Source organism: Enterococcus sp. C63 (assembly GCF_040887215.1).
Taxonomy (GTDB): Bacteria; Bacillota; Bacilli; order Lactobacillales; family Enterococcaceae; genus Enterococcus_B; species Enterococcus_B hirae.
Genome location: NZ_JBFOFI010000004.1, coordinates 199,278 through 224,446, shown reverse-complemented (window position 1 = coordinate 224,446; position 25,169 = coordinate 199,278). Strand labels below are relative to the sequence as shown.

Sequence of the window (25,169 nt, the reverse complement as noted above, 5' to 3'; positions counted from 1 at the left end):
TATCCCAAGTATAATTAAGGAAAGTTAGACAACAAAAGGAGGGACAAAAATGGTAGGAGCATCCCTGAAACGTTTATTAGAAAATGATCATTTACTGGTAGGAATCAGTGAACTAAGTGAAATTGTCGGTGTGTCTCCACGTCAGTTACGATATTGGGAACAAAAAGAATTCATTCGTTCCGTTTCTACTGGTGTGAATTGTCCTCGAAAATATCAATTACCTACTGTTATCAAGGTTGAGATTATCAAAAAATATTTAGATGAAGGCTATACGTTGAATAAATCAGCTGAAAAAGCCGAAGAACGTCTAAAAAAAATGAAGCATGTCCGCAAAGTTTTTTCCAAAGCAATCAAAGAAATCGAATTGATTGATGAAAGATATACTGTTTTATTAATCGGTGATTTCAAAGAGACAACTGAAGACTCAAAACTTTATATCATCCACGATGAAGCAACAGATGAACTCACGTATAAAATTGTCCCCGTAAGCGAAAAAATTGATTTCGAACAATTATTGAAAAATCTTTAAGCAATGGAAAATAAAATGTAGTCAATTCTCCCAATTTCTCATGTGTTTTACCAAAACAGTTTAAGAAATTGACGATAATCGACTACATTTTTTGCTTCTTTTCTATCTTTTTCAATTCACTACTATCATTAAATGAAGTTATTCAATTAAGTTTATCTTATATTCTCTATTCCATTTATTATTTCTGTCTTTTTTGCTCTTCTAATACACTCGTCAACCAATTCGCATATTCTGTTTCTCGATTGATCGCATGGGATAAAATCAAATAGTGCCCATAATTTTCTTCTTGTTCTTTTCTTGTTGGAAATATCCTCTCTTGACGTGCCAATAGATGCGCTCGCTTTTCTTCATGGAGATCCCGTTGCTGCTCAATGATCTCTCTCAACATCGGATCATTCACATCTTTCACAAAATATAATTTCAACACAAACTCATCTCGATTGACTGGTAATTCATTCGTTGGCGTCCGAATCCATTCGTTTAACAATGCCTTTCCTTCATCCGTTAATTGATAGACTTTCTTCTCTAATTTCATCCCTGTAATTTCAACTTCATGTTTGATGATCCCTCGTTCTTCCATTCTTGCTAATTCAGGATAAATTTGACTATGCTTCGCTTGCCAAAACTCACCGATTTCATTTTTGAACGATTGGTTTAATTCATAGCCTGTCATCTTTTTTTTACTCAACAATCCTAACAAAATATAGCGTAGCGTATTTTTTCTCGCCATGCTCTCTCCTCCTTGACAAATCCTTTTATTCATTCTATCATAATCACGTAATCAAAAACATGTACTTTATTACATGTTTTAATTTAAAAGGAGCTGTTGTTTCATGAAAGAATTTAAAGAATTAGAAGATTTTATCGGTACACACTTTATTTATACGTACGATAATGGTTGGGAATATGAATGGTATGCTAAAAATGACCATACTGTCGACTATCGAATTCACGGCGGAATGGTCAAAGGCCGTTGGGTCAAAGATCAAGAAGCAGATATCGTTAAGTTAACAGATGGCGTCTTCAAAATTACTTGGACTGAACCAACTGGTACTGACGTGGCCTTGGATTTCATGCCCAATGAAAAAAAATTACATGGAACGATTTTCTTTCCTAAATGGGTTGAAGAACATCCTGAGATCACAGTTACTTTCCAAAATGAACATATAGCTGAGATGGAAGCAGCACGTGAAAAATATGAAACTTATCCAAAATTGTTAGTACCAGAGTTCGCTAACATTACTTATATGGGCGATGCTGGTCTCAATAATGAAGATGTCATTAGTGAAGCTCCTTATGAAGGAATGCCTAGTGATATCCGAGAAGGTCGTTATTTTGATAAAAACTATAAACGGATAAAATAAGAATCATTCGTAGATTTGACTATTAGTCTTATATGAATAGGGAAAAACAACCATAGCATCTCATACTATGGCTGTTTTTTTAATTAACTATTGATCTAAATAAAGCGAGCAACAAAGGATGTATTTTGAAAATTTCCTGTAATAATGATAATTTTTTTCATATTTTTTCGAATTTCTTGCCACTCTTTTAGGTAAGCTTTATGATTAAATAAGTTACACTATCAAAAAAGGAGTATGACAATTGAAAAAATATGTTCCGTATTTGACAATTTTACTATTTGCATTCTTATTTGTTATGCCAAATATCCTAACACATGACCTTATCATTGGAGCAGATGCACCATTTCATTATAACCGTTTTTACGATGCCGCTGAACAATTCGCTAATTGGGATTTCCATTATTTCCCTTCCATGTATGGATTTCAGCAAAGCGGGCGTATCGTCAATGCGATCTATGGTCCGTTGTTTGCTTATTTTCAAGGCTTGATCGTTTTAGTTTCAGGCAGTTGGTTCCACTATCAAATCTTATCAAACTTTATTCTCTTTGTGATTTCTGGTTGGTCGATGTTGACACTATTGAATTATGTACAGGTGAAAAAATGGGTCAGCATACCAATCTCTGTATTATTTATGACGACTTATTCCATTCAATATTGGGCAATCAATCAGGGCTTTACCAGTTGGGGCACCTGTTTTTATCCCTTATGCATGATTCCATTAGTGGACTTTGTTGTTCATAAAAAATTTCCTGTCTTGAAAGTTACCTTTTCAATTGCACTGATGACTCAGATCCACTTACTGTCCACCGTTATGTTGGTACTGATGTATATCCCTTTTTATCTTTATTATTTCTTTACTCAGACAGAAAAAGGCAAAGCAATCGGGCAACTGATCAAATCTGTCCTCTTTTATTTTGTACTAACAGCAAATATTTGGGCAGGATTAGCTATCGTCTATGGTGGAAATAAGATTTTGCCACCTTTTGTCAACCGAGAGATGAGCCAAAAAGCAATCAATCTGGATGGCAGCTATTGGCTAGCGTATCCCAAGATTTTTCCAATTTTTTTATTGATCGGACTAATACTGTATCTTCTTTTCCGCCGTCACTACGACATTTTTACAAAGTTACTTTTACGCACAAGTCTTGGATTCTTCCTACTTTCAACCAGTTTGATCCCTTGGACAACACTAGTGGAAAAAGAGGTACCTTTCGTAAGCTTGATCCAGTTTCCTTTTCGTTTCTTTGTCCCATTTACCTTGCTCTTTCTACTCTTTTTAGCGCTTGCGCTAAATCAATGGGAAAAGAAAAATTGGTATCGTGCGTTGAGTGTCCTATTTCTCTTTGTCGCTTCTGCACAAACGATCCAAAACCTCTATCAGCATCTGGATAAATGGCAAGACGAAACATTTGTCAGCCATCACACGTATCTCTTTGATACACCAGCAGAGGCAAGAAAAACATTTTATGACCATGATATGTCTACTAGTTTATTCGTTTTTCAAAAGACAACACCCGATTATCTACCAATCTATCATGAAACTAAAGCAAATAAATATGATCGCTATAATGAAGAAATCTTGGAAGGAGAAACCACGTTCATTAAATCTCATCCTGGAGGACGTTTAACGATCAAATGGAAAAACACTGGGGAAGAAACTGTCCATTTACCAGTCATTGTCTATGACCGCACAGTGTTACTGCAACACGGCAAAAAATTGACAGATTATCAATTAACAGATATCGGTACTCCTATCGTCAAACAGCACAATGGAATCAATGAGATCACTCTCTATTATGATTTACCAATTTTCTTTTACTTTGTGATGGCATTCTTCCTGATTGGTTGGTTCGTTTTGATCGGACTCTTTGTCAAAAATCGTTACCAGGTTGGGAGGATAACTAAAAAATAAGGGACTTGCTTCTGTGGATCAAAAAGAGAATATCTCAACACGGAAGCTGTCTCTTTTTTATACTTTTTTATAAAATAGCAAACAAATCGTCAAATATAGTAGTCCTAATAAACGAATCGTGTTAGTAGTTACTTTTTTTCTAAACATAAGAAAAAATATTTATTTACTCTCTTCTTTTATAAACTATACTAGAATACAGAAAAGAAGGAGTGATACATATGCCTCAAACAACGAATCGACAATTGACTTTGAAAAAAAAAATCGAACTTGCTTCTGTTCATCAATCTACGAATACTACCCTTAATACTACGTCTCCCCTTAATACTAAGTCTCCCCTTGAAATGATACTTAAAGATCTACCTGAGGATTCGCTATCAATTAAAGAATCAACTGATGAACAGCTGTATGAGCTGCCAAATAGTAAGACTGAGTCGCTATATGTAACTGTAATTGGTGATCGATCACCTACGCCCATTTCAAATGTTCGGTCAACGAGTGAATCAACTTGTATTAATGACCAAGATTATTCTAAAAGAAATACCATTTTAGACATTTTAAAAAAAACTGCAAACTCTCCTGAAGAGGTAAAAGAGCTGACAAGCATCATAGAGCAGTTAATTAATGAACTGCCACATCGTGAGCCTAGCGGTGAAGATCTGCAACCTCATGAGCCTAAAATCAAAGATTCCCTCGTTGTACTTTTGAATCTTTTAGATAACTTGCCAATTCTAACCAATTCCGATAAAGATCGATTTATAGACCATTTTGATATTTTACATGAGGAAGTACTACATAATACCAATTTACAAAAAAATACACCGGTAACTAAAGAGTCCGACTCCTTGAAAAATGTCCGAGAATTCATTTCTGCCCAGCGGAAAAAAAGTCCAGCCGAGTTAAAAAAACAATGCAGAGACCAAAGAAACAGCGAATTTTATTGCCTTCCTCCTTGGTGCTTCCCATCGCACTAACAGTCATTTCATTATCCAATCAAATTTCTGCACGTAGCTGAAGCTGCTGCAAACAAAAAGTCCCATAGAAAGGATGTATCCATTTTTCTTTCTATGGGACTTTTTGATTATTTTATTGAATGGGGCTGACCGTTATCTCTACTCCATAATGGTCACTTACAATGATTTCTTGTTTTCCATCAAAAATACTACGATAAGAAGGAACTGAGAATTCCTGTGGTACATAGATATAATCGATTCTTAACTGCTCTGTATTCGTTTCCCATCCATCGATTTTCTGTTCAATGGTTGCCTGACCATGAACTTCTTGGGCAACAGTATAGGAATCGACAATCGCAAGAGGGCTTTTTTCAACCAAGCGATAGCCTGCCTCTCCTGCTGGGTTGTTAAAATCCCCCATTAAAAACAGCGGATTTGAGAGATTAGCTAAGTGTTCCATCAAGCAATACCATTCAAAAGCAAAGCCCTTCGTTTCATCTATCCACCAAGAAAAATGACAGCTTGCTAGAGTGATTGTTTGGTCATCGATCATCGTCTGACAGATCAAAATTTTCCGAGTGTGGTAATCCTCTTTTTGCTTTGTTTCAGAAACATAGATTGCTTCACTGGTTAGTGGTGTCTTAGAAAGCAGCGCATTCCCCTCTTCATAAATCCCATAACCGACATGACTCATTTCCCAACTCCAATAATAGTCTTTCCCTTGTTTGGCTAAGCAGCGCACCAAACAATAAGCAAAATTATCGACATGGACGGGCGATTGTTCTATAACTGGACAAAATTTGTTTAATTCTTCATTCACGATACTTTCGGAAGTGATTAATTGATTGACTTCTTGTAAAGCAATCACATCATAATCTGCTTGACAGATTTTATCTACGATCTGGCGCATCTTTTCTTCTGGTGATTCTTCTAACCAGCTATGTGTATTCAAAGTCATCATCTTCATCTTCAATTCTCCTTATTGATTAAAACTTACTTCATTTCTTTTATGATAGGATAGCCATGGATTATTAGCCGTGATTGTTTACCCGCTCGCAGATATTCAAAAAAATAAGTCTGAGAACTCAAAAACGAAGTATAGCGTTTTCGTGTTTTCAGACTTATTTGAGAAACAGAAAAACTGACTATCGGGAACCAAATAAGGAAATAAATTTGGTACTGGTCATCTTACTCATTATTGTTGGGTGTCTTTTATAATGATCACAGTTTTATTTCGCCAATTACTGTTCCTAATTCCGTTGGTCCTAAATGTTTGAGAATCATTTCATTGACTTTCCCATCCGTAAATACCACCATAATCGTTATATCTTTTCCTTCATTTTTGATTTCGGTTAGATTCATTTGTGCCAGTTTTGCTCCTGCTTCAACGGTTTGACCTTCTGTTACCAGGATTTCAAAAGCTGGTTGATCCATTTGGACTGTGTCGATTCCCATATGGATTAGTACTTCTGCACCTTCTTCTGTTTCCATTCCAATAGCATGTTTGGTTGGAAAAATACTAACTACTTTCCCAGTAACAGGTGCCACAACTTCACCAGTCGTCGGAATAACAGCAAAGCCATCCCCCATCATTTTCTTTGAAAAAACAGGATCATTGACTGTTGCCAAGTCTATCACTTCACCAGCTGCTACAGTCTGCAACTCTTTTCGTATACCTAACGTTTGATTATTAGCTGTTTCTTTTTCAACAACAACTTCTTCTACTGGAGCTGGGATAGGCGCCCCCGATTGAAGCAAATCTTCGATATCTGATTTTAATACATCGGCTTTTGGACCATAGACAGCTTGTACACCATTATCTTTGACGATTAGCCCCATAGCGCCTGCACGTTTCCATTCTTCTTCTGAACCTACTTTCTCACGATCAGCTACACTCACACGTAACCGTGTCATACATGCATCTACATCTTTGATATTATCTTTTCCGCCTAATAAGTGAATGATTTTGATGATTTGTGGGTCTGACGTGCCAGCTTGGACTGTCGTTTGTTCTCCATTCCCATTGCTATCGTTACTGTCACTATCATAATTACCATTACGCCCTGGTGTAGCAAAATTGAATTTTTTGATCATGAAGTTTGCCACAAAGTACGTAACAACTCCAAACAAAATGACGCAAATGACGAAGTTAAGCAAATCGCCACCAAGTCCAGCTTTCATCGCTAGAGGAGTTCTAGTTAACAATTCGATGTTTCCAAAGGAATGAACACGTAACGGTAATAAATCTGCCATTGCAAATGCTGCCCCTTGGATCACAGAATAAACAATATAAAGTGGAACTGCAGCAAACATAAACATAAATTCTAATGGTTCAGTAACCCCTGTTAGAAAAACAGCTAATGCAGCTGAGAAATACATGGAACGATAGCGTGCTTTTTTATCAAGATCAACATTTCGATACATAGCTAAAGCTAACCCCATCAAAATACCAGAAGAACCAATCATTTGCCCCACTTTAAAACGAGCTGGTGTCCAGTTGTTCAACACAAATTCATACTGTGATAAATCCCCCGCACCTTTTAAATTCACCAAATCAGTAGCCCAAGCTAACCATAAAGGATCTTGTCCAAAGACTTGCGTTCCTGCTTGTGCACCAGATAAGATTTCATACGTGCCCCCTAATTGCGTATAATTGATCGGAATCGTCAACATATGATGTAAGCCGAAAGGTAACAATAATCTTTCTAAGGTACCATAAAGAAATGGCGCTAAAACCGGTGCACTTTCTTGTGACTGAGCGATCCAAAGACCAAAATTATTGATACCTGCTTGGACATTTGGCCAGACAACAGCCAATACTAAAGCTACAATCGTTGACCAAAGAATCACTACAAAAGGAACAAATCGTTTTCCATTAAAGAAAGATAACGCATCAGGTAATTTACGATAATTGTAATATTTATTATAGGCCATTGCACCAACAAAACCAGCAATAATCCCTACAAACACGCCCATATTCAACGCAGGTGCCTCTAATACGCTGGTAAAAAATCCTTTGACCATGATCTTCGTGCCAAATAATGTATGGGTAAAGGCATCTTCATTTGCTAGCATCTCACTCGTCACTCCGAAAATCGCTCCCGTGATCCGGTTGATCAAAACAAATGAGATCCCTGCCGCAAAAGCACCACCTGCACGCTCTTTTGCCCAACTTCCACCTATTGCTAAAGCAAACAACAGATGTAAATTCCCGATGATCGCCCAACCAATATTTTCAATGACACCACCCGTTGTTACTAAAAAAGCTAAATCGGGATCAATCAATGGAATAGATTTCCCGATACTGATCATCAAACCCGCAGCTGGCATCACTGCCACAACAACCATTAAAGCTTTCCCAAATTTTTGCCAAAACTCAAAATTAAATAATTTCTTCATAACTCCTACTCTCCTTTATGCAATCGGTTTCGTTGTTAGTTATTATAGCCTTTGTTTCTTTTTTTGTAAATGCTTTATTTTTGATTTTATTCACTTTCTACCCAAACAGTCGCTATCAGAAGAATCATTTTCTTTTCGCATTTAGTAGTAACTTATTATCAAAACAGTTAATGTTTTCCAGGAAAATTATCTTTTCATTTCTTTGTTTTAAATCCCCACTGAAAAATTCTGCTTTATTTATATTGACTTACGCAATCGGTTGCGTTTATTATAAACGTATCAATGAAATTATCTAGGAGGAGTACAATGAAACAAATCAAGCGCCTATTTCAAATTGATCCTTGGAAGATCAGCACCAACACATTAGATCGGGAAAATCTCCGTTTACAGGAATCTTTAACTAGTATTGGTAACGGATACATGGGCATGCGAGGGAATTTTGAAGAAGCCTATTCAGGTGATCATCATCAAGGAACTTATTTAGCTGGGGTTTGGTACCCCGATAAGACTCGTGTTGGCTGGTGGAAAAATGGCTATCCCGAATATTTTGGCAAAGTGATTAATGCAATCAATTTTATTGCCATGGATATCTATATCGATGAGCAATTATTAGACCTTGCTACAATCGAACCAGAAGACTTTTATTGGGAATTGAATATGAAAAACGGTGTGTTATCACGTAGTTACACAGTAACGACTGCAACTAACAAACTAAAGATCACCTTTGAACGTTTTTTAAGTATCGTCAAAAGCGAAGCTGCTTATATTCGTTTAACAGTTACGATGCTCGAAGGAAATGGCACGGTCAAAGTCATCTCTAAATTGGATAGTAACGTTCAAAATGAAGATAGTAACTATGATGAACATTTTTGGAATGAAATCGGTCGAGGTACTTCTGATGAAACAGCCTACTTAATGACCAAAACGATTCCAAATAATTTTGCGATCGAACAATTTACCGTAACAGCTGCCATGAGACATTTCGTGAATGAAGAATTAGCGCAACCAATTTACCACGAAGATACATTAGCCGTCCTTGGGGAATTTTCTTTCGACTTAGCAACGAATCAATCCGTGACACTTGATAAAGAAGTGCTTGTATTGACGAGCCGTGACATTCCCGAAGCACAGCAAGTCCAACAGATTCTCCAAGAATTTAGTGATTTACAAAGTCATTATCTGCAAGCAAAAGCAGAACAAACCACTGCTTGGAGCAAGCGCTGGGCACTGGCTGATGTGGTGATCGAAGGTGACGAGGAAGCACAGCAAGGGATTCGTTTCAATCTTTTCCAACTATTTTCTACTTATTACGGCGAAGATGAACGTTTGAATATTGGACCCAAAGGCTTTACAGGAGAAAAATACGGTGGTGCTACTTATTGGGATACGGAAGCTTACGCTGTTCCCTTATATCTTGCTTTAGCAAAACCTGAAGTGACAAAAAATCTCCTTAAATATCGCCATAATCAATTGCCTCAAGCTATTCATAATGCCCAACAACAAGGGTTAAAAGGCGCCTTGTACCCAATGGTTACTTTTACAGGGGTCGAATGCCACAACGAATGGGAAATTACCTTTGAAGAGATCCATCGTAACGGTGCGATCGCTTATGCGATTTACAACTATACGAACTACACAGGTGACACCGATTATTTGAAAAAAGAAGGGTTAGAAGTATTAGTTGAGATTGCTCGTTTTTGGGCAGATCGGGTTCATTTTTCAAAACGTCATAACAAATATATGATCCATGGCGTGACTGGTCCGAATGAATATGAAAACAACATCAATAACAACTGGTATACCAATACGATAGCTTGCTGGGTATTAACGTATACCCGGGAAAACTATTTAAAATTCCAAACAGAAACTGCTGTAACGGTCACTGACGAAGAACTAACGAATTGGCAAACCATTGCAGAAAATATGTATTTTCCTAAAGATGAAGAATTAGGTATTTTTGTCCAACATGATACATTTTTAGATAAAGAATTATTGCCGGTATCAGAGCTATCTCCTAGCGAGCTTCCATTAAACCAACATTGGTCTTGGGACAAAATTTTGCGTTCTTGTTTCATTAAGCAGGCGGATGTGCTACAAGGAATCTATTTCTTCAACGACTCGTTTAGCAAAGAAGAAAAGCAACGAAACTTTGATTTTTACGAACCAATGACCGTTCATGAGTCTTCCCTTTCACCAAGTATCCATGCCATTTTAGCTGCTGAATTAGGTATGGAGGATAAGGCAGTGGAAATGTATCAACGGACAGCCCGCCTTGATTTAGATAATTATAATAACGATACCGAAGACGGCTTACACATCACGTCGATGACTGGTAGTTGGCTCGCAATCGTCCAAGGATTCGCTCAAATGAAAACAGATCACGAACAGTTACGCTTTGCTCCTTTCTTACCAAACACGTGGACAGCCTACTCCTTCCATGTGAATTATCGTGGTCGTTTATTATTTGTTTCGGTGTCTAGTGAACAGGTGCAATTGACCTTAGTATCAGGCGAAAGTTGCCCATTAAAGGTGTACGAAAAAACGTATCTTTTAGAAGACCAGTTAAAGGTACCATTGCGTAAGGAGGAATTAGATGTTTAAAGGAGTTTTGTTTGACTTAGATGGGGTGATTACAGATACTGCGGAGTTTCATTATCGCGCTTGGAAAAAATTAGGTCAGGAAATCGGTGTTCCCATTGATCGAACATTCAACGAACAATTGAAAGGGGTTAGTCGAGAAGATTCACTTCGCTTATTGCTTTCCTACGGACAAAAAGAAAGTGAGTTTTCCCCACAAGAATTTCAAGAATTAGCGCACAGAAAAAATGAGTACTATCTTGAAATGATTCAAGCGATCACGCCTACAGATGTTTTTCCAGGGATATTGCCATTACTTGAAGAATTGAGAGCAAACAAGATCAAGATTGCCCTTGCTTCAGCTAGTAAAAACGGACCTTTCCTCCTTGCTAAAATGGCATTAACGCCATTTTTCGATGCAATTGCCGATCCTGCAACGATCAAACTGGGTAAGCCGGCTCCCGATATTTTCTTATTGGCCGCAAAAGAAATTGGCTTATCCCCACAAGAATGCATCGGGATCGAAGATGCAAAATCTGGGATCAAAGCAATCCGTGCTAGCGGGGCATTTCCAATTGGTGTTGGACGAATAGAAGATCTTGGAAAAGATATCCCAGTCGTACCTGATACGACTTGCCTTACACTAGACTATTTAAAAAATGAGTGGACACAGTATGTCTAAACCTTCCATCACTGTGATCCCCATTCCCAACACCAACTTGAAGCAAATCACATTGAAGAACGACGAACTAACAGTCGTTCTTCTCAACTACGGGGCAAGGCTTCATCAAATTCTGGCTCCAGATAAAAATGGTCACTTAGAAAATATCTTATTATCTTATGATTCCTTAGAAGACGTTTTAAAAGATCAAAGCTATTTTGGGGCAACGATTGGACCAGTCGCTGGCAGAATTAAAAATGGCTCTTGGGCTGATCATCAGCTAGAAAAAAACGAAGGAAATCACCATATCCATGGTGGTTCAAACGGTTGGGCATTTCAGTATTGGGAGGTAGAAGTTTTTGAGACTCCTACAGCGATCGGTGTTGTTTTTTATTTGCAGGACACTTTTTCCGGTTATCCCGGTCCGATCACCGCAACCGTTACGTATCAGATAACCCAAAATAAATTAGAAATGATCACCAAGACAAGCAGCTCGACTGAAACTATCTGCAACCCAACGAATCATGCGTATTTCAATCTTTCTGGCAATGGCAAACGAGATATCTACGATCATGAACTAACGATCCAAACAGATGGAATATTAGCCTTAGATCACGAAAAAATACCAACTGGTGAAGTGATCGCTCTCAGCGACTTACCGCTTAATTTTAAACACCCACATTCGCTAATGGAAATTTTAACGAATGATCCAAACGGACTAGATGATGCTTTTGTTTTAAGTACGCCTAAACGAACGAAGAAAATACTTACCTTGACCGAAAAGCAAGCTGGTCGCCAGTTGTCTATAGCAACGACGAGCAAAAGTATGGTATTATTTTCTACGACTGGATTTGAAGCAGATTTTTTAATCAATGGGCAAAAAATGCACTCAAATTATGGGTTGGCAATTGAACCACAAGAACTTCCTGATGCCGTTCATTTCCCTGAATTTGGGTCAATCGCATTATATCCGGGACAAGAAAAAATTTGCTCTACCACTTATCAATTTCATCGTTTAAATGAAAAGCAAGTCTAGAAAAGAGGTGTATCGTTTATGGCGATCACAGTGAAGGATGTAGCCAAAAAAGCTGGTGTTGCGACCTCGACCGTTTCACGGGTCATCAATGACCATCCAAGCATCTCAGAGGCAACCAAAAAGAAAGTACGAAAAGTCATGGATGAACTAGGCTATGTACCAAATATCACTGCTAGAAATCTAGGGAAAAGAATTTCTAGCGCAATTGGCGTCATTCTCCCACCCCTTGATTCAAAAGAACGGATTGGGAATCCTTTTTATCTTGAGATCATGGAAGCGATCAATGAAGAAGCACGCCGTTATGATCTGACAACTGCTATAGCAACAGCCAAAAATTTTGATACTTTATTAGAAAACGTGCAACGGATGCATCTGCAAAAACAAGTCGATGGGTTTATTTTAGTTTATTCCGACAGTGAAGATCCTGTCATAGATTATCTCTATACGAATGAGATTCCTTTCACTTTGATTGGTCAGCCTTACCGACATGAGAATGAAATCATTTATGTCGATAATGATAACCAATTATTAGGTAAACAAGCCACGGATTTCTTGATTCAAAACGGTCATGAAAACATTCTTTTCGTAACCAATACAACCCACGAGAGCCTTTACTTCGAACGTTATTTTGGCTACCAAAAAGCCTTGATGCTAGCTGGACTTACAGTTCATCCTAGTGTAGTGATCGAACAACCCGAAGATTATTTAGCTTTTGATGCCATTTTGAAAAAGTCCCAAGCAACAGCGCTGGTAGTCATTGACGATATTTTTGCCTTACGAACGATGCAACTAGCACAGATGTATGGCTATCGAATTCCTGATACCCTATCGATCATCAGCTTCAATAACTCTATTTTCGCTACATTGACTCACCCTTATTTAACCAGTATCGATATCGATATTTCTGAATTAGGAAGGGTTGCGATGCAAAAATTATACGAATTGATCCACGATGAAATCAGTAGCGGTGTTCGTTTAGTCATTCCTCATCAACTCGTCAAACGAGAAACCGTCGTTCCTCGTTTATAAGAAAAAAAATAAAACAACTGTTGAACACACAAATAAACTATTTGTAGTGTCTTCAGTTGTTTTTTTACTATACAGGTTCATTTTTTAAGAATCTACACTCTTCAAATAACTTTTTCATGAAAAAGAAACTGAGTATAAAAAGCTATTTCGCTTCTCGTTCTCAAACCTTGATGGTGCCTAGACTATTCACTGGTACGTTTTTTCATCTTTTGATTAAGCCAGAAACCACTCAAAATCGTAAAAATCGGTGCTAAGATCGAGAAGAAAGTAAATGGTAGATATTGTAATGCACTGACTTTCATCGTGCCCATAATAAAGGTACCACTAACTCCCCACGGAACGAGTGAATTAACGGTTGCTCCAGCATCTGCCAAAGTTCTGGTAAGATACTTTTTATTAACGCCCGCACGATCGAACGATCGCTTAAAGGTTTCGCCTGGTAAAATGATCGACAAGTACTGTTCGCCTACGATCAAATTGATCCCGATACAGCTTAATGCTGTAAAGCCAACCAAGCGAGAAGGCCGATCCATTTTTTCTCGCAATTCCTGAACAATCGTTTCCACAATCGTATATTTGATCAATAAGCCACCCAAAGCTAAAGCTAGAAGAATCAAGCTTGCTGAACCAAGCATACTAACAATTCCCCCTCTTGAAAGCAATTCATTGATTTTAGGGTCTGCTGTATGGGCAACATAGCCGTTCATTAAAATATTAGCTACTTTTGACATCGTTAAATGTGGTTGATTGATGAAGGAAAGAACAATCGCAGCAGTTGAACCAACTAGTAGTGTTGGAATCGCTGGAATTTTTTTAATCGCTCCACCAAACAAGATCACTAATGGGATCAACGTCCATGGAGAGATCCAGAAACCTGCTTTCATGTTTTGGATCATATCCGTGATCGCATGTAGATCCGCTGTGTGACTTCCATTCCCAAGAAAAACATAAAATAACATAGCAATTAAAAATGCCGGCAAATCAGTGTAACGCATTTGAGCGATATGCTCAAATAAATTTACTTCTCCGATCCCTGCCGCCAGGTTCGTAGTATCAGATAACGGCGAACAATTATTTCCTAAAAAAGCCCCCGAAACAACTGCTCCTGTCGTCATCGCATCACTAAAACCTAAAATATGACCGATTCCTAAAAAAGCAATACCGATCGTTGAAATCGTTGTAAATGAGCTTCCCACCGTAATCCCGACGATTGCACAAACAAGAAAAGCAGTCGGTAAGAAAAAGCGAACCGAGATCAATTGGAAACCATAAACCATGATCGTTGGAATCGTTCCAGATAAAATCCACGAAGCTACCAAAACACCAATCAATAGAAAAATCAAAATTGGGATGATCCCTGGAGTAATTCCTTTGACAATCCCATCATGAATCTCATCCCATGAGAAACCTCTAAATCGTCCGTAAAATAACAAACACATGAAAGCGATTAGTATAGGAATATGCGGAGACAATTGAAATCCAATAATCAGTATTCCTAATATCGCCAACAATATGAATAAAACTGCCATACTTTCTTTCACAGATATTTTTTTATTCATCGTATCTTCTCCTATTTTTTTTACAAAAAAAGCCCTACCTAAAAAAAGCGTTCTTTTGGTAGGACAACTGGTCATAGCATCATTTTTTTGTTTTAGCGGATAGACGATGCTAATGACGATTATTTTCTCAAATCCGCTGAACCTTATGATTAGCGTTATTTTCGCAAAGGTTCCCTGATTAAAAAGCATACATTTGGCAAACCATGCTGTAACAGACATGAGCTACTTCTGGAACACCGTTTGTTAGGAATAAGGGACTGTGACAAGATTTTTGTCATAGCCCCCTTCCCTATTTACATTTTTTACTTGCTTCTTATTTATTCTATTCTTTTAAACTCTTTTCTACTTCGCTTCCCCAAGAATCATTTTTAAAACGATTGATAATCAAAGGAATGACAAACATAACGATTGCAATAACTGCTACCAATAATGCATCCGTCAAGGTAGATGTTCCTAAAGTGGATACAACTACTGCAATGATAGAGAAAATCAACATGCAGCTAACTACCCAAGCCATTCCATTTCCTTTTTTACCAATTCGATAAGGACGTTCTAAATCTGGATGGCTTTTTCTCATTTTGATCAATGAAACAGCAATCAAAATATAGACGATACAATAAATAACAGTTGTAGCATTTGTTAATGTTAAGAATACAGCACTGACGTCATCCATTACGCCGTAAAGTAAAGCGAATAATGAAATAACGATTGATTGAGTTAATACGACATTACGAGAAACACCATATTCATTTTCTTTATGGAATCCAAATTTAGGTGGTAAGAAACCTTCACGTGCTACTTGGATAATCGTTTTAGATGGTCCAGTTACCCATGCAGATAATTGAAGTAACACACCGATAAACACCATAAAGCTGAAGATGTTCCCAATAATTGTTGGTAAGCCAAGGATTTGGCAATAAATCAAGATTGGTTGCGTAATGTTTGCTAATTCCATTTTTCCATTTGGTACAACATTGGCAACTAACATTGCATTGATCACGTTCAATAAAACAAGACCAATCAACGCAATAAAGACCCCTTTAGTGTAGTTTTTCGTTGCATCTTTTAAACGAGGCATGTAAACAGAACTCATTTCGATACCAACAAAAATAAATGTGATACCTGCAAGATATTTCAATGATTCACTATGTTGTAAATCTGGGAAAGCTTTTGACCAAGAAAAATCTCCTAAGTAACCATTAGATACTAGACCCACTTTGAATGCGGCGAATAAACCAAGGACAAACATGATAACCACTGGGATATACACACCTAACCAAACGCCGATGTTCCCACCAACTTTGGCCATATCAAATTTCAAGTTCAAAATTGTAATGATCCAATAAATAACTAAAATACAACCTAATACAAATAAATGATTATTGCCTAATTCTACGTTCCCGAATGTATTTCCTAATAATGGACCTAATGTTGATGCAACCATAACCATCCCTGGGAACATTTGAACCCAAAGCAACCAGGCAACAACAAATCCCCATTTACTTCCTAAGGCAGTTTTGACCCATAATTGTGGTCCACCTTCTTGTGGAAGCATCGTAGAAAGCTCACCAGAAACCATCGAAATAGGACCGGCAAAAAACAGTACGGCAAAAATTGAATAAAAAATCAATGTCCAACCAACGGCTGCTAAAGTCGGAATACTCCGAACTGTCGCACACAAAGCCATCGTCAGACCGACAAAGGTCCCAAGACCCATTTTACTTACTTGTGATTTACTCACTGTTGACACGCTCCTTGTTTTTTTGAATAAAAAAACGTTGTCTTCAAAGTAATCCCAAGTCGCAAGACAAAAGCCAAGAGGTTGTTCCCCACAACTTTTTTAGTATAAAAACGATGCTTAGTGACTGGATTTTATTAGTTATTATTTGCTAAAAAAGAAAAATCTGAAATAGTCTTGTGTTCCATTCGCTGTATTTGTATTGAAGCTTTTCGATCTTTCTCTTCATTCATACCAAATACCTAAAAGAGCGCAAGCTATTTCATTACAACCTCGGCTGTTTTGAACAGATTACTTGTATCGCTTCAAAGACAACCTGTAAAACAAAAAACACCTGAGCAGATAACAGAAGTGCTGAGCTCAGAAAAACCAGCAGAAGAATCTAAAAAATAACTTTTTGTATTTTAAAGATCCTTCAACTGTATTTTTCGATTGAGCTACCACCGTTTATTCGGTTTTATAGCATACAATAAAAGTGACTTCTACTTCTTATACTCAGAATGTTTTTTATTTTATTATTTTTCTTCGCTTGCTAGTAATTGATTTGCGTAGATTTTTTCTAATTTTTCTTGAAGAGCTGCTTTGATTTTTCCAGCATATTCTTCGAAGTTTTCTGCTTTATTCATGTATGGTGTCATTACACTTGCACGTAAAACAGTTACTTTTCCTGCACGGTTCCATTCTTCATCTGAGAAACCTAATTGGTTCACAAATTGTAATGGGCTGTTGCCATAATCTGGAATAGCAAAGTCAGTGTGTGATGTCAAGAATTCATTACCATAGATGCTACCTTTAACGTATGAAGAGTAGTCATAAACGTCATGATTCAATTTGTTCATTGCAACTAGATCGTCGTTGCCTTTTTCTTTAAATACATAGTCAACCATATTGAAATCTGGGTAAGTTAATGGATGTACTTCGATTTCTTTATCGCCAACTTTAAATGATAAATCTTGTAAGAAGTTATAGAAACGATGTGCTCCTTCGATTGAAGCTCCCATCAATTTACCATAACCAGTTACATTAAGTGGTAAGACATGATGTGCAGCCCAAACACTAGCAGCAGTTGCTCCTGCTTTTGAACCTTCTAAAATGTATGCACCAAGTAATGCTGGGATATCTGCGCCTTTTTCAAACACGTAAGTAGCAAAGTAAGAAATAACGTCGCGCATACGTACGTCTTTGATGACGATCCCACCAGCTGAGTAAGGAACATAACCCATTTTATGTGGATCAATTGTTACAGATTCTGCTTCTTCAATTGCTTTGAAGGCACTGTGTACATCTTCTAAGATATAATCTTTGTTTTCTGTAAATACATGATGTTTTGCATGAACATCTTTTAATTCTTCAAATGGAATAAAGTTATTTTCTTCGTCTAAGAAAATGGAACGACCATAACCGCCGTAAGCAGCATCAACATGCAAGTAGAAGTAAATACCATCTTTTTCTAATACTCGACGTAATGCAACGATTTTATCGATACCGTCAATGGCTCCTTCTTCTGTCGAACCAACAACACCGACTACACCCAAGATTGGTGTTTTTTCAGCTGCTAGTTGACGAACGATTTTTTCAAGTTCGTTGATATCCATTCGATAGTTGTGATCAACTGGTACAGGGATTACTTGATCTAACCCGATACCGATGATATCAGCTGCTTTTAGCCATGAGTAATGTTTCGTTTGTGGTACTAACCATTTTCCTAATTGTTGTAAATGTTTTCCGCTACGTGCAGAATGTGCTTTGATGTCATCAATTTTTTCTGGAACACTATCTAACAAGTCCATGATTTCTTTTGTAGACATGTTCATCAATTCCCAGTCACTTTTTCCTGAGACTAATTCAGGTGCAACTTCTTTCATTGCAAGTGGAAGTGATTTGATGTTACGTGCATACCAAAGACCTTCTAAGTTAGCTAAAGAACCATCAGCAACGATGTGTCCCCAACCATCTTTATAGCCCATTAATTTCGCAAACTCTAGTCCTACTTCTTCTTCCATTTGACTTGTTGCTGGAGAAGATTCGTAAGCAACGTTGTTACCATTCCATAGCATTGCGAAATTATATGCTAGTAAAGATGGCATTAATGTTTCAGAGTTCATATGACCCCAATAACGTCCAGCTGTATGCCATGGTACTGAGTGAGTACGCATACGAGCTGAGATTTCAGATAAAACATCTTTTGTTTTATTGACTGTGTGCTCAAAACTTGCACTACTTTGTTCTTCTGGTGTAATAACTGGCATGTCTTGTGGCATGTAGTTTTGTCGCCAGCCTAAATGTTCATCTACTAAATCGTTCAACAAATCTTTATAGAGTTGGCCGTTCTCCGCTTTGTCTCCGATAAATAGTGCATTTAGGTTTAATTCATTTGACAATGATTCCATGTGAAACCCTCCTAAAAAATATTTAAATTTTGTCGAGCCCTACATTACACCTGTTTTTTATTTCTGTAAACTAAATCACAAGTGGTTTTTTAATCATTTTATAATAATTATCAATTGTGCAAATTGTTTACACATTTAAAAAAATTAAAAAAAACGAGGGAATTTACAAAAGTAAATTCCCTCGTAAAGATTGTATTAACGAGATCCCACGTCACCCTTTTAGGTTGGGTTTCAAAATTGGAATCTTGTAATAGAGTTGACCATTTTCAAGCCAAAAAATTACTAAATTCTAATCAACTACTTTGGCCAAAAAGTAATTTTTCTTACCCTTTCGAATAACCACAAACTTACCATCAAATTCCTTCGATGGATCTATGACAAAATTTAAATCGGTAACACGGTCACCGTTAATACTTATAGCTCCGTTTGAAACATCTTCACGCGCTTGACGTTTTGACGGTTCAATTTTTGTGGAAACCAATAATTCCACGATATTTTCAGGTTTACTTGAAATTTCAACGTTTGGCATTTTACCAAATCCTTGAGCGATCTCAGCTGCATTTAATTCTTTGATGTTTCCAGAGAACAATGCTTCTGTTATTTTTTGTGCTTCTTTCAAGTCTTCTTCACTATGAACGAATCTCGTCACTTCTTCTGCTAAACGTCGTTGTGCTTCACGTTTTTCAGGTTCAGTTTCAACTTTTTTCGCCAAATCTTCAATTTCTTCTTGTGATAAGAAAGTAAAGAATTTCAAGTATTTCACAACATCTCGGTCATCTTGGTTCAACCAGAATTGGTAGAACTCAAATGGTGATGTTTTCTCAGGATCTAACCAGATAGCGCCACCGGCAGTTTTACCAAATTTTGTCCCATCCGCTTTTAACATCAATGGGATCGTTAAACCGAATGCTTCTGCTTCTGGTCCTTCTAATTTACGGATTAAGTCTAATCCAGCTGTGATGTTCCCCCATTGATCAGCACCACCGATTTGTAGTTGAACATCATATGTTTTGTGTAAGTGTAAAAAGTCAATTGATTGCAAGATTTGGTAAGTAAATTCTGTAAATGAGATACCGACTTCCAAACGACTTGCTACGATATCTTTCGCTAACATCGTGTTAATATTGAAGTTTTTACCGTAATCACGTAAAAATTCAAGTAATGAGATTTTTGATAACCAATCATAGTTATTCACAAACGTGATGTTTGCATCTTTCCCAAATAATTTTCTCATTTGGTTAGATAAAGCATCAACATTATGTTGGACTTGTTCCATTGTTTGTAAGACACGTTCTGTCTTACGGCCACTTGGGTCTCCAATTGTACCTGTTCCGCCACCGATCAGAATGTATGGATGATGTCCTGCCAATTGAAATCTTTTCATCATCATAAATGGAATCAAATGTCCGATGTGCATAGAATCCCCAGTTGGGTCAACTCCGCAATATAGTGAAATACTCTTTTCGTCAACAAGTTCACGAAGTCTTTCTTCATTCGTTTGTTGGTTAATGGCGTCACGCCAAGTTAATTCGTCGATAATATTCATGTTAAATCCCTCCGTATCATTTTATTGTGAAAGCAGGAACCTGCTATCATTCATACTAATTAAAATCAATAAAAAAAATCCCTTGGTTAACTAACCAAGGGACGAAATCTCGCGGTACCACCCATTTTATATGTTTCATTCAAAACATATCACTCAAACATTTAACGCTGTCACGTGACAAATCAATGCCAAAGGCTCCTAAAATGTAATTCGTCTTAAAGCTTGTACTAGTTCTCAGCAACCACTAGCTCTCTGAAACATTGGCTTTAATAACTACTGCGTTTTGATCATTGCCTGTTATCAAGTTAATATGTGTCTATCATAGAACGCTATTTTTTCTTTGTCAATAAAAAAGATAAAAATTTCTTTCTATACTTCTTCAACAATGGAATAAAACAGTAAAATCCGAACATTCTTTTTTTAAAATTATTTGCATCCAATAACCTAAAATAACTCATTGATCCCTTTATTTCATCCGTTTTTTCTAAGATGAATGATCCATTCAATGGCGCTCATTTGACCATCAAATGAAAATTTTATAAATTTTTGAAGCTTAAGAAAATTTTATAAACTAGTATTTATCAACGACAAATTTACTTCTTTTATTTTATTATTTTAACGTTTTCGTTCATCTAAGCGATCAAATACCTCTTTCTCTCACCCTACTTAATGTTATTATTTCCCATTCAATCGAAGGTATAAAGGCATCAATTCCTGCATACCATCTAAAATCAACTTTTCAGCATCTTTTAATTCATTCGGATAAAAATAAAGCTTACCAAGTTGGAAGGTTTTATCCTCCATTGCTTTTTTTAATTCGATTTGTTTTTGCTTATCCGTCAAATAGGTGGCTAACGGCAGGTGATCCACCAGTTCATGTTCTGGTTGCGGCCAAATATAATACTCTTCAACTGGGATGTGCTTACTCCATTCCTTTAAAACCGTTAGTAGATGATTGAAGGACGAAATACTTCCTTGGCGTTCTTCACTTTTATAATGTTGAAACATCAAATAGATTTGAAATTGTTTTTTATTTAGCAAAGTAGCTAAACAAGCATTTTCCTGTTGGCGTCCTTCACTACGGTAAGCACACCAAAAATGGCTTCTGAGATTCCAACCATTCGTCCAACTTTCGATTTTTGGTTTTCTCATCTGCCATTGCAAGGGGGTTGCTTTTGCCACTTGTTCATTCATTTTTTTCCACTTTTGCCAGTGTGTTTGATACCTCACCTTAAGCTGTACTAATTCTTCAGTAGTATAACTTTCTTTTAGCTGCTTAAAGGTATACATCGAACGATCAAATAATTCATAATCACTAGTTAATAAATCCATTCCGCCACTTCTTTCTTAACGATTTCCCTACCCTACATTGTAAAGACTATCAATGAGAGAAACAACAAAAATAGCAAGAAAAGAGTGAGCATGGAATTATTTCGGTGAAAATACTCGATAATCATCTTCCTTTATCATTTAAATCTTGTTTTGCTTGTGTAATTGGTTGTCTATTAACTGGATTCTGCTTTGTTGTCCCATTTTTCTGTACTTTGTCTTTTAATTGAGCTTTTTGTGGCTGTCCATTCCCTTGTTCTGATTCCATATGCTTTTCCAGAGAGGCGATCAGCTTATCTGTATATTCTATATCTTGTTTTACCAATCCTTTAAAACTATTAATCAAAGGCATCATTTTGGCAACCAGAAGTTGTGATTGACTCTGAGTAGTGTTTTCCAGTTGAACATTCAAATTTAAAAAACGCTCTCTTTCCTTGCTCACATCTTTCTTTAACTTTTCAAGACTTTTTGTTCCTAGAAGTTTTTTCCCTAATGCTAACTCAGCTTTTTGAGCGTCAATTTCTTTTTTCAACATATATTTTTGTAACCAATTCACACCTTTTGCTAATTTTTCTTCGTTTTTGTTCATACTATCCTGCAATTTATCGATTCGTTGAGTCAAATGAACCTTCATATTTTCCTGATCTCGTGGTTCTACGTCTAATTTTTTTGCATGATTTAAATAATTTAATCGATTCATCCGTTCTTTTTTCAAATAAGAAACTCGAGCATACTGCTTCTGTCTTTGCTTATCTAACTCTAGGATCGTTTTATATGTATGTAAAAATTCCTTATCCAATAGCATGGGAATTTCCATCTTTATACTCTTTTTTTTATTTCCATTTACCTCAGTTAATTGGTAAATCTTGGCATTTTTTTTAGATACTACTTCTTGTTCAACAAGCTGATAAATTTTTTCTTTTGTTTTAACCTCTTTTGCTTTTGATAGTATTGACATTTTTTTACTCCTTATCATTTAGTAATCGAGATATTTCGAAAACGAATGCGTTGTGCCTAAACTTAGACGAAACGCATTTGGACAAACGAAACTTTCCAAACATATTACTAATTACGTGAATCGTGTTCAGGCGTTGATCTTTGTTGTTTCTCTGGTTGGCTTTGTTGTTTCTCTGGTTGGCTTTGTTGTTTCCCTGGTTGGCTTTGTGGCTGCGTAACTCCTTCTATCAGAGTATATAATTCACGTGGACCATTTGTTTTTTGTTCATCATTTATTTTTATTGTTTCATGCACTTCATTTGTTTTTTGTTCACCATTTATTTTTATTGTTTCATGCACTTCATTTGTTTTTTGTTCACCATTTATTTTTATTGTTTCATGCACTTCATTTGTTTCTTGCTCATCATTTCTTTCCATTTCGGCTTGTACTTTATTCTGATATTCATGTAACTCCGTATTTAGTACTTGTGGGCGATGATTCTTGATATTTTCAAATCTCTGCTGTGTCTCTAAGAAATTTTTTTCGGTCGTATAAATTGAGCGAGCAAGTTCGCCTAATAGCGGTGCCACGTACGGAAATAGACTGGCTGATACTTTATTATTTAAATCTATAAAACCTTTCTTCACCATACTAAATTGTTCATTCATATTCAAATCAGAATATTCTTTCGTTATTTTATTTATCCATTTCTTCTTTATCTTTTTACTATCAACCTCCCCACTCAAACTATAGCCTTTCCCATAAAGTGATGATAGATCAGACTCCAGTTTACCTTTTATAAGCTTTTGTTCATTTTCCAATGAACGCTTCTCTTTTTCCAAAGCTCCTATTTCACCTGTAAAATAACTTAAAAATCTTCTAAACGGTGAAGCTTTGATCTTATCGATTTCATCAGTCTTCTCCTTGATTAGTACTGGTATTGCATTTAACCGATTCAATTTGTTATCCATGTTGTTTTTTTCACTAGTGTAGCTAGTCAATTCTACGCCTATCTTTTCTTCCAACGACTGAATTTTTATTTTCATGTCGTCTTCATTACTCTCTAAATTGTTTTGCATACTAATTACTGACCTCATGTCTTTATTTAGTTCAAAACACTTTTGTACTTCTTTTTTAGGAACAACTAATGATTCCTTATATGAACCAAAAGAATATTCGCTCATTAGACGTAGATCTGATTTTTCGTGTTTTTTCAATAGTTTTTGTTTGTTTTGTTCAATTGACGCAATTTTAGCTTGGTCGTTAGTGACATACGCTGCTATACATTCCTTTTTATATTTCTTAAATTTATCTTCCTGTTCCATTTCTAAACTAGATACTGCCGCATTTTTATTTTTGTTATTTAAATCCCCCATATCTGCTTATCTCCTTTATTACTTTAGTGTGTTAAGAATAACACGCGCGACAACTGTTATTTCTCCGACATTTTCTCAGTTTGGAAATTTTTGTTTTAAAATTGTTTATCCTTTGTTTTTTTGATTTGAAAGCATATTCTCATAAGTGTTCTGGAATAGAAAAAAACTGACTTTTGTTCCCATTTTTACTGGTTAAAAAGTCAGCTATATAAATATTTTGTTATTTATGATTCTATATTAGTTAATAAAGTTTCAAAGAAAATAGCACTAGAAGCTGCTCCGGGATCGATATGGCCAATGGCTCTTTCCCCTAGATAAGAGGCACGTCCTTTTTTGGCTACTAAATCTTTTGTATGTTCCTTTGCTTCTTCAATCACTTCTTCTGTTAATCGATTATTCTTCAAGGCTTCAGTAACAGGTAACCAGACATCTAGCATCGTTTTCTCTTCTGCTTCTGCTTTCCCCCTAGCTTGAATCCCATTTTTTCCTTCTTCAATGATTTTCCCTAATTGTTCTTGTGATGTAATCACATCAATGTCTTTTGTAGCCTTCATCATATTCATAAAGGCAGAACCATATAATGGTCCAGAAGCACCTCCAACTTTTGAGATCATTGCCATCGAAAGAACCTTGAACGTGTCACTGATCGTTTTCGGTTGTTCTTTTTGAAACGCTTCTTTATAAGCCGTCATCCCTCGCCCCATATTATTGCCATGATCGCCATCACCGATCGGCGTGTCGAGCTCACTCAGATAACTTTTATTTTCATCGATTTTCTCTGTAAAATCCGTTAACCACGCTTGAATTTCTTTGACCGTTAGTTCCATCATTCTCCCA

General features: G+C 36.6%; 19 protein-coding genes and 1 other annotated feature. Of the genes, 8 read left to right on the top strand and 11 right to left on the bottom strand.

All coding sequences use genetic code 11. The annotated features are described in order from the left end of the window. Positions 1-49: 49 nt before the first annotated feature. The gene (locus AB3H90_RS08235; protein WP_010720251.1) at positions 50-529 is read left to right on the top strand and encodes a MerR family transcriptional regulator; all 480 of its coding nucleotides are present in this window, start codon (positions 50-52) and stop codon (positions 527-529) included. Between the two features lie 178 nt (positions 530-707). Here the strand turns inward: AB3H90_RS08235 and AB3H90_RS08230 are convergent, their stop codons facing one another. Beyond that, complete coding sequence (locus tag AB3H90_RS08230) at positions 708-1,259, bottom strand: PadR family transcriptional regulator (protein WP_010720252.1); 552 nt, start codon at positions 1,257-1,259, stop codon at positions 708-710. A gap of 103 nt (positions 1,260-1,362) precedes the next feature. On the opposite strand from AB3H90_RS08230, the gene AB3H90_RS08225 reads away from it, so the two are divergent. From AB3H90_RS08225 to AB3H90_RS08215, 3 genes are all read left to right on the top strand, one after another. After that, positions 1,363-1,893, top strand: coding sequence for a phenolic acid decarboxylase (locus AB3H90_RS08225; protein ID WP_034699269.1), 531 nt, complete (start codon positions 1,363-1,365; stop codon positions 1,891-1,893). A gap of 241 nt (positions 1,894-2,134) precedes the next feature. After that, on the top strand, positions 2,135-3,805 hold the full coding sequence (locus tag AB3H90_RS08220; RefSeq protein WP_368016533.1) for a hypothetical protein: 1,671 nt from the start codon (positions 2,135-2,137) through the stop codon (positions 3,803-3,805). Between the two features lie 218 nt (positions 3,806-4,023). Beyond that, on the top strand, positions 4,024-4,776 hold the full coding sequence (locus tag AB3H90_RS08215) for a hypothetical protein (RefSeq protein ID WP_225792553.1): 753 nt from the start codon (positions 4,024-4,026) through the stop codon (positions 4,774-4,776). A gap of 112 nt (positions 4,777-4,888) precedes the next feature. Here the strand turns inward: AB3H90_RS08215 and AB3H90_RS08210 are convergent, their stop codons facing one another. Both AB3H90_RS08210 and AB3H90_RS08205 read right to left on the bottom strand, forming a co-directional pair. Continuing rightward, complete coding sequence (locus AB3H90_RS08210; RefSeq protein WP_368016532.1) at positions 4,889-5,722, bottom strand: endonuclease/exonuclease/phosphatase family protein; 834 nt, start codon at positions 5,720-5,722, stop codon at positions 4,889-4,891. A gap of 254 nt (positions 5,723-5,976) precedes the next feature. After that, the gene (locus AB3H90_RS08205; RefSeq protein ID WP_368016531.1) at positions 5,977-8,154 is read right to left on the bottom strand and encodes a PTS transporter subunit IIBC; all 2,178 of its coding nucleotides are present in this window, start codon (positions 8,152-8,154) and stop codon (positions 5,977-5,979) included. Between the two features lie 306 nt (positions 8,155-8,460). Between AB3H90_RS08205 and AB3H90_RS08200 the strand changes: the two genes are divergently transcribed. The 4 genes from AB3H90_RS08200 to AB3H90_RS08185 are packed head-to-tail and all read left to right on the top strand — an operon-like array spanning position 8,461 to position 13,457. Next, on the top strand, positions 8,461-10,755 hold the full coding sequence (locus AB3H90_RS08200) for a glycoside hydrolase family 65 protein (RefSeq protein ID WP_368016530.1): 2,295 nt from the start codon (positions 8,461-8,463) through the stop codon (positions 10,753-10,755). Then, on the top strand, positions 10,748-11,413 hold the full coding sequence (gene pgmB, locus AB3H90_RS08195) for a beta-phosphoglucomutase (protein ID WP_094940856.1): 666 nt from the start codon (positions 10,748-10,750) through the stop codon (positions 11,411-11,413). Before AB3H90_RS08200 ends, pgmB begins: the two co-directional genes overlap by 8 nt. Further along, positions 11,406-12,428: an aldose epimerase family protein gene (locus tag AB3H90_RS08190; protein WP_094940857.1), complete on the top strand. Its 1,023-nt coding sequence runs from the start codon at positions 11,406-11,408 to the stop codon at positions 12,426-12,428. Before pgmB ends, AB3H90_RS08190 begins: the two co-directional genes overlap by 8 nt. Positions 12,429-12,446: 18 nt before the next feature. Further along, the gene (locus AB3H90_RS08185; RefSeq protein WP_178286905.1) at positions 12,447-13,457 is read left to right on the top strand and encodes a LacI family DNA-binding transcriptional regulator; all 1,011 of its coding nucleotides are present in this window, start codon (positions 12,447-12,449) and stop codon (positions 13,455-13,457) included. Positions 13,458-13,639: 182 nt separating this feature from the next. Here the strand turns inward: AB3H90_RS08185 and nhaC are convergent, their stop codons facing one another. The 8 genes from nhaC to dhaL all read right to left on the bottom strand — a co-directional run bounded on the left by nhaC (position 13,640) and on the right by dhaL (position 25,159). Next, a complete protein-coding gene (nhaC, locus tag AB3H90_RS08180; RefSeq protein ID WP_010720262.1) occupies positions 13,640-15,016 on the bottom strand; it encodes a Na+/H+ antiporter NhaC in 1,377 nt (458 codons plus the stop codon). 322 nt (positions 15,017-15,338) lie between these two features. Further along, positions 15,339-16,757, bottom strand: a complete 1,419-nt coding sequence (gene tyrP, locus AB3H90_RS08175) for a tyrosine-tyramine antiporter (protein WP_010720263.1) — start codon at positions 16,755-16,757, stop codon at positions 15,339-15,341. A 512-nt stretch (positions 16,758-17,269) separates the two neighbouring features. Further along, a complete protein-coding gene (gene tdc / locus AB3H90_RS08170) occupies positions 17,270-19,144 on the bottom strand; it encodes a tyrosine decarboxylase (protein WP_081128229.1) in 1,875 nt (624 codons plus the stop codon). 289 nt (positions 19,145-19,433) lie between these two features. Beyond that, positions 19,434-20,690: a tyrosine--tRNA ligase gene (gene tyrS, locus AB3H90_RS08165; protein ID WP_010736915.1), complete on the bottom strand. Its 1,257-nt coding sequence runs from the start codon at positions 20,688-20,690 to the stop codon at positions 19,434-19,436. Between the two features lie 94 nt (positions 20,691-20,784). Further along, positions 20,785-20,990: a binding site (T-box leader), on the bottom strand. Between the two features lie 375 nt (positions 20,991-21,365). Beyond that, positions 21,366-22,022, bottom strand: coding sequence for an HI_0552 family protein (locus AB3H90_RS08160; RefSeq protein ID WP_010720266.1), 657 nt, complete (start codon positions 22,020-22,022; stop codon positions 21,366-21,368). A gap of 121 nt (positions 22,023-22,143) precedes the next feature. Then, positions 22,144-22,977 (bottom strand): hypothetical protein, encoded by an 834-nt coding sequence (locus AB3H90_RS08155; RefSeq protein ID WP_368016529.1) that lies wholly within the window; start codon positions 22,975-22,977, stop codon positions 22,144-22,146. Between the two features lie 107 nt (positions 22,978-23,084). After that, entirely contained in the window at positions 23,085-24,332 is a 1,248-nt protein-coding gene (locus tag AB3H90_RS08150) for a hypothetical protein (RefSeq protein ID WP_368016528.1), read from the bottom strand. A 224-nt stretch (positions 24,333-24,556) separates the two neighbouring features. Continuing rightward, a complete protein-coding gene (gene dhaL / locus AB3H90_RS08145; protein WP_207426865.1) occupies positions 24,557-25,159 on the bottom strand; it encodes a dihydroxyacetone kinase subunit DhaL in 603 nt (200 codons plus the stop codon). Positions 25,160-25,169: the final 10 nt, after the last annotated feature.